The organism is Sphingomonas sp. (assembly GCF_019242355.1).
GTDB lineage: Bacteria > Pseudomonadota > Alphaproteobacteria > Sphingomonadales > Sphingomonadaceae > Sphingomicrobium.
On record NZ_JAFAVR010000205.1, the window covers coordinates 1 to 6,127 of the forward strand.

The following is a 6,127-nucleotide window of genomic DNA, read 5'->3' on the forward strand; positions in this document are numbered from 1 at the left end:
TCCAAAGCCAATAGTTCCGGAATCGTTCCGACTGCGATGACCTTGCGGTCGGCAATCACCGCCACCCGGTCGCAGATCGCGTATAGCGTGTCGAGGTCGTGCGTGATCAGGAACACCGTGAGATCCAGGCGACGCTGCAGCGACTTGATCAGCTCGTCGAACGCGGCGGCGCTGATGGGGTCGAGACCGGCGGTGGGCTCGTCCAGGAAGAGAAGCTCAGGATCGAGGGCAAGTGCGCGCGCGAGTCCCGCGCGCTTGATCATGCCGCCCGACAGCTCCGACGGATATTTCGGACCGGCGTCGGCGGGCAGCCCGCCCATAGCGATCTTGTAGGACGCGATCTCGTCCAGCAGCGGCGGCTGGATGAAGGGGAAATATTCGCGGATCGACACCTCGACGTTCTCGGCGACGGTGAGTGTCGAGAACAGCGCGCCGTTCTGGAACAGGATTCCCCAGCGACGGCGAATGTTCTTCGCCTCGTCCTCGCTGCGGCCGACCATGTTCTCGCCAAGCACTTCGATCTCGCCTTCATCGGGCGTCTGCAAGCCGATGATCGAGCGCAGGAGGACCGACTTGCCGGTCCCCGAGCCGCCGACGACGCCGAGGATTTCACCGCGGCAGACGGTAAGATCGAGGCCTTCGTGAATCACCGCGTCTCCGAAGCTGTTGCGCAGCCCTTTGACGGTGATGACGGGTTCGCAGTCGCGAGGCTTCATATCCAGCCGATGTTCGAGAAGAAGACGGCAAAGACCGCGTCGAGGACGATGACCAGGAAGATGGACTGAACGACCGCGGTCGTCGTCCGCATGCCGACTTCCTCGCTGTTGCCCTGGACCAGCATGCCCTGGAAGCAGCCGGCGAGTGCGATGATGAAGCCGAACACCGGCGCCTTGATGAGGCCGACCCACAGGTCGGTTGGCGGGATGACCTCCTGCAAGTGCTGGATGTAGGTGATCGGCGGATAGCCAAGCGCCAGCCAGACGAAGACACCGCCGCCAAGCAGGGCCATCAGCATCGACCAGAAGGCCAGCAGCGGCATCATCAGGATCGCCGCGAGCATGCGCGGGATGACCAGCGCCTCGATCGGCGACACCCCTATGGTGCGCATCGCATCGATTTCTTCGGTGATCTTCATGGTGCCGATTTGCGCCGCGAATGCCGAGCCCGAGCGGCCGGCAACCATGATCGCGGTCATCAAGGTCCCGAGTTCGCGCACCGTGATCCGCCCTATCAGGTTGATGGTGTATACCTCGGCCCCGAACTGGGCGAGCTGGACCGAACCCTGCTGCGCGATGACGATCCCGATCAGGAAGCTCATCAGCGCGATGATGCCGAGCGCCCGGACGCCGACGACGTCGAAGCGCTGGACGACGGCGTTGAGGCGGAAGCGGCGGGGCCGCCTGATCAGATTGGCGAAGCCGATCAGGGTCGCGCCGAAGAAGCCGAGAAGACCGATGAAGGTGACGCCGGCCTGCGCGATCCACAGCCCGAGCTCGCCGGCGATCTTGACGATGCCGCCGGCCTGCTCGGGCCGAACGCGCGCCGGTACGTCGTAATCGGCGACCTGCTCGAGAAGGCTCGTCTCGTCCCGGCTCGCGCCGACGACCTTGGCACCGCGGTCCCGGACGGCGCGATAGACCAGCCAAGCCCCCACGGTGTCCATGCGCTGGACGTCGCTGAGGTCGATCGTCAGCGGGTCGGCAAGCGATTCCAGCTCGCGTTGCGTCGAGGCCGCGCGCGTAATCGTCAGCGCGCCCGTCGCACGATAGGTGCCGCCATTCCGGTCGTCGGCGGTAGGGTGCTCGAGCTGCGCCATTCGCGCTCGGTTAGTGCGCGAAATGAGAGATGCGGGCAAGAGCGCTGGCGCACCCACTTTCCCGTCGGCGGCGCCCCGATTATGCCCCGCCCCATGCGAGATGAGGCAACTGGCCACGCTACAGGGCATACGGCAATCCTGCTCGCCGGCTCGCGCCCCGGCCGCGATGCCTTCGCCGAAAGGTTCGGGACGGACCTGAAAGCACTGATCCCGGTCGCCGGCGAGCCGATGGTGCGGCGTCCGGTGCGAGCACTGCTCGAGGCATCGACAGTCGGCCGGGTTATCGTCCTCTCACAGTTCCCGGAACGGCTTAAAGCGGTTCTCCCAGCCGATCCCCGCATCGAATGCCAGGAGTCGCGTGGCACCATTGCGCAGACCGTGCTGCGGGTGATTGACGATCGCTCGATCGTGTGGCCCGTGCTGGTGACGACCGCCGATCATGCCTTGCTCGACCCCGGGACAATCGACGAATTCTGCGGGAGCGCGGCGAATGCCGATCTCGCGATCGGCGTCGTCGAGCAAGCCCGCCTGCTGCTAAGGCTTCCCGCGACCAGGCGGACCTGGCTCAGGTTCCGCGGCGGCGGCTACACCGGCGCCAATCTGTTCGCGCTTCGCTCCCCGAAGGTCGCCCCGGCGATCGAGCTTTGGCGATCGGTCGAGCAGGATCGCAAGAAGGGTTGGCGGCTCGTCGCTCTGCTCGGGCCGGCGGTGTTGATCGGAACCGTCCTTCGCCTGCTGACGCTGGAGGGCGTGCTCGCACGACTGGGCCGCAAGCTGGGCCTGAGCGTCAAGGCGGTGCGCCTGTCCAATCCGCTGGCGGGCGTCGACGTCGATAAGCCGGGCGACCATGCGCTCGCAGAATCGATCATCGCGGGGGCCGCGTGACCGACCTCGCCATCTACGACATGGACCGGACGGTGACGCGGCGCCCGACCTACACGCCGTTCCTGCTCCACTGCGCGGTCCGGCGGCAGCGGTGGCGCTTGCTGCTCCTGCCGCTCGTCGCCGGATCGATGATCGCTTATGGTCTGAAGCTGATCGATCGCGCGCGGTTGAAGGAATTCAACCATCGCCTGCTGATCGGCGGCCGGGTGAGCCGAAGCGAGCTCGCGGCCCTGGTTGATGGCTTCGCCGAATGGCAGGTCGCCTCGAATATCCGCCCTGGCGCCCGCCGAGCCATCGAACGCGACAAGGCCCACGGGCGCCGCCTCGTGCTCGCGACCGCCTCGTACCGCCTGTACGCCGATGCGATCGCGGAACGGCTCGGCTTCGACGACGTGATCGGCACTGGCTCCGTCATTGGTCTCGACGAGCGGGTCCACGCGAAGATCGACGGCGAGAATTGCTACGGCCCGGCCAAGATGCGGATGATCGCCGACTGGCTCGACGCATCCGGCATCAAGGGGCGACACGGCCACGCGCGCTTCTATTCCGACCACGTGTCGGACCAGCCGGCGTTCGAATGGGCCGACGAGCCCGTCGCGGTGAACCCGCACGGCAAGCTTCGCCGCCTCGCACAACAGCGGGGCTGGGCGATCGAGGACTGGGGCTAGGCTTCGCTCTCGCCCCCTTCGGGACCCCAGAACACGACCCAGGCCGCGAAGTCTTCCGTGAAATCGACGAACCGGTGGTCGGCCCCGGCCTCGACGAAGATCAGGTCATTGGGTTGAAACGGCCGATCCTCGCCGTTCTTCACGAAGCGGCCGCTGCCCGACGCGACGATGTAGAGCTCGTCCTGCTTGTGCGGGCTCTGGTCGTCGGTGCCGAGCGGCGCATAAAGGCCGGCCTTCATCGAGCCGTGGCGGAGCGCGTAATGGACGCGGGAAACCGCCGGGTCTTCAGGAAGGCGTGTCTGGATGTCCTTCAGGGCGTGCAGCCATTGCGTCATGTCCGGGCTCCCAGTGATTCGCGGTCGAGAAGGTGCAGGACGAATGCACCGGCGCCATAGCCGACCATCGGCAGCGCGCCCGTCGGATCGCCGATTCTCCCCGGGAACAGCTTGCACGGGACCGCGACGTACATTTCCGGGATGATGTCGTGATCGGCGGCGGCCTTGGCCTCGATCCGGGCGAGCATCGCGTCTGCCTCGGCAGTTCGGCCGAGGCGGCGATAGAGCTGGGCGAGCTGCAGGTCGACGAACAGGAACTCCTCCTTCTCGTACCAAAATTCGAAGATCTTCGGGTCGGTGTAGGTGCTGCGCACGCGCTTGTATCCGCCCGATGCGACTTTCAGCAGCGACATTCGGTCGACGGTGTTCGTGATCAGTTTCGGATCGCTGATCACTCCGAAGTTGATGATCGGGATCAACGCCCCGTCGATGTCATTCTTGATCCCTGGTTCGAGCGTTCCGCGCAGCTCACCGTTGCGCGCGAAGGCGGCAGTGAATCCGGTCTTCAGCAGGTCCACGTCGTGCAGCGCTTGGGCGGCCGCCGGGTCGTCGCCAAAGCGGGCCGCGACGTTCGCGAATTCGCCCAGGCCGACGATGGCCATCGCGGTCGAGAAGGCGAAATGCTTGGCGTCCTTCTGCCGCTCCTCCCAGATCGAGGTGTCGCCGGCGACGATCCGCCCGGCGCCATAGCGTTCGGTATTGGCCATGAGCGGCCTGACAATGAAGTCGCGCGCCGTTTCGTAGAGCCGCCCGCGGGGGGTTTCGGTCTGTAGCAGCGCCGGGTCGTCATATTTGCTCAGATACTCGCCCAGTACCCACAACACTTCGCCCCAGTCATCGAACTCGATGTTGGTGCTGCCCTCCATCGTGAAGAAGGGCTCCTCGGCACCGTCCCCGAAATATCGCACGACCGATACCTGGTAGTCGGCGCCGTTGACCTGGCTGCGCATCTTGCCGGTCGGGCGGGCGTTGAAATAGGCGAGGAGTGCCGCGCGCGCTTCAGCCTGGTGACCCATTCGGAGAAGCGCCATCGTCGACCAGGCCATGTCGCGTACCCATGGCGTGAAATAGGTGTCGGGAAGCGCCGCGACGATCAGCCCGTTCCCGTGACGGTCCGGGCGGTTCGGCTCGCGGCTCTGGGCGATCCGGAGCATCGTTTCGCTTTGCCGCCAGAGATGGCGCTCGGCGTCGCTGGCGAAGCGGACCGTCGGTTTCACGCGCCACTGCTCGAACTGCGCGACTTCGCGGGCGGCGAGCTCCGGCGCGGCCAGTCCCGCCTGCCAGCGGACCACATCGCGGATGGCGACTTCGGTGTCAGCGGCCCTGTCGAGCGCCACCAGCGCCCAGGCCGAGCTCGCCGCCAGCGGCTGGCCGGCGCTCGCGGTGCGGACTGCGGCCAATGGGATGAGCAGCAGCGGCTGGTCGATGCCCGCAAAGCGGAGCAGCAGCGCGCTGACGCCCGCGGCGCTGACCGCGCGTTGGGAGCGGAGAGGGTGTCGCCACTGGGCGCGCCAGGCGCCGCCGCCCGCCGAGTCCTGGACGATCACCAAGGCGGCCCGGTCGAGCCCGAAGGGCATGAAGACCTCGCCGCTGCTCGCCCCGCGCCGGCCGCTGATCACCTGCGAATCGTCGAGATACTCGGCGCTCGCCGGCTGGCCCCCACGCCCCCAGCCGATCGCCTTGACGAAATTGGCAGTGGCGACGCCTTCGCTAAGCGGCTTGCCGGGCTCCGGACGGATGAAGCTGTAGGGGTGCGGGTAGAAGCTGGTCGCTTGCCCGGTCTCCGGGGCAACGACGGTGAAGCCAAAGCCGTTGCCTGTCACCAGGTGGGACGCTGCCGCCGGTGCCGCGAACAGGAGCGCGATCAGCGCAACGCAACGCAGCAACCGGTGCATCGCAGCCGCCCTAGACGGCGTTCAGCGCATTGGCGAAGTCGGCGATCAGATCGTCCGGGTCCTCAACTCCGATCGACACCCTGACGAGGTTGTCGGTGATCCCGAGCGCGGCCTTGCGCTCCTCCGGCACCGACAGGTGAGTCATCGCCGCCGGTGCGCTCGCCAGGGTTTCCGTGCCGCCGAGGCTGACCGCAAGGTGCGCGATCTTCAGCGCGTCGAGGAACGCGAACGCCTCCCTCTCGCCGCCCTTCAGGTAGAGCGAGAAGGTCGATCCCGCGCCGGTGCAATGCCGCTTGTAGATGTCGGCCTGGCGCGACCCATCCTCCAGGAATCCGAGGTAGCCGACCGTCTCCACCTTGGGATGAGAGCGCAGGAACTCGCACACCTTGGCGGCATTTTCGCCCGCTCGTGTCATTCGAAGCTCCAGCGTCTCCAGGCTTCGAAGCAGCATCCAGGCGGTGTTCGGATCGCAGATCGTCCCGATCGTGTTGCGCATCATCCGCACCTGATCGATCAGCTTCTGCAGGC

At 66.4% G+C, this 6,127-nt stretch carries 7 protein-coding genes; 2 read left to right on the forward strand and 5 right to left on the reverse strand.

Annotation, left to right across the window (positions count from 1 at the left end):
- A partial coding sequence (locus tag JOZ79_RS10095) for an ATP-binding cassette domain-containing protein (protein WP_294073749.1) occupies positions 1-716 on the reverse strand: 716 nt, incomplete at its 3' end.
- Positions 713-1,816 carry an MlaE family lipid ABC transporter permease subunit gene (locus JOZ79_RS10100; protein ID WP_294073751.1) on the reverse strand — a complete coding sequence of 368 codons (1,104 nt, stop codon included), beginning with the start codon at positions 1,814-1,816 and terminating at the stop codon, positions 713-715. The genes JOZ79_RS10095 and JOZ79_RS10100, both read right to left, overlap by 4 nt.
- Positions 1,817-1,909: 93 nt before the next feature.
- On the opposite strand from JOZ79_RS10100, the gene JOZ79_RS10105 reads away from it, so the two are divergent.
- On the forward strand, positions 1,910-2,701 hold the full coding sequence (locus JOZ79_RS10105) for a nucleotidyltransferase family protein (protein WP_294073753.1): 792 nt from the start codon (positions 1,910-1,912) through the stop codon (positions 2,699-2,701).
- The gene (locus JOZ79_RS10110) at positions 2,698-3,369 is read left to right on the forward strand and encodes an HAD-IB family hydrolase (RefSeq protein WP_294073755.1); all 672 of its coding nucleotides are present in this window, start codon (positions 2,698-2,700) and stop codon (positions 3,367-3,369) included. The genes JOZ79_RS10105 and JOZ79_RS10110 overlap by 4 nt, the downstream gene beginning before the upstream one ends.
- On the opposite strand, the gene JOZ79_RS10115 is transcribed toward JOZ79_RS10110, so the two are convergent.
- The 3 genes from JOZ79_RS10115 to JOZ79_RS10125 form a co-directional block, all read right to left on the reverse strand.
- Positions 3,366-3,704: a cupin domain-containing protein gene (locus JOZ79_RS10115; protein ID WP_294073757.1), complete on the reverse strand. Its 339-nt coding sequence runs from the start codon at positions 3,702-3,704 to the stop codon at positions 3,366-3,368. The genes JOZ79_RS10110 and JOZ79_RS10115 overlap by 4 nt on opposite strands.
- Complete coding sequence (locus tag JOZ79_RS10120; RefSeq protein ID WP_294073759.1) at positions 3,701-5,599, reverse strand: glycoside hydrolase family 15 protein; 1,899 nt, start codon at positions 5,597-5,599, stop codon at positions 3,701-3,703. The genes JOZ79_RS10115 and JOZ79_RS10120 overlap by 4 nt, the downstream gene beginning before the upstream one ends.
- Before the next feature lie 10 nt (positions 5,600-5,609).
- Positions 5,610-6,127, reverse strand: a 518-nt coding sequence (locus JOZ79_RS10125) for a PLP-dependent transferase (RefSeq protein ID WP_294073761.1), incomplete at its 5' end; no start/stop codon positions are given.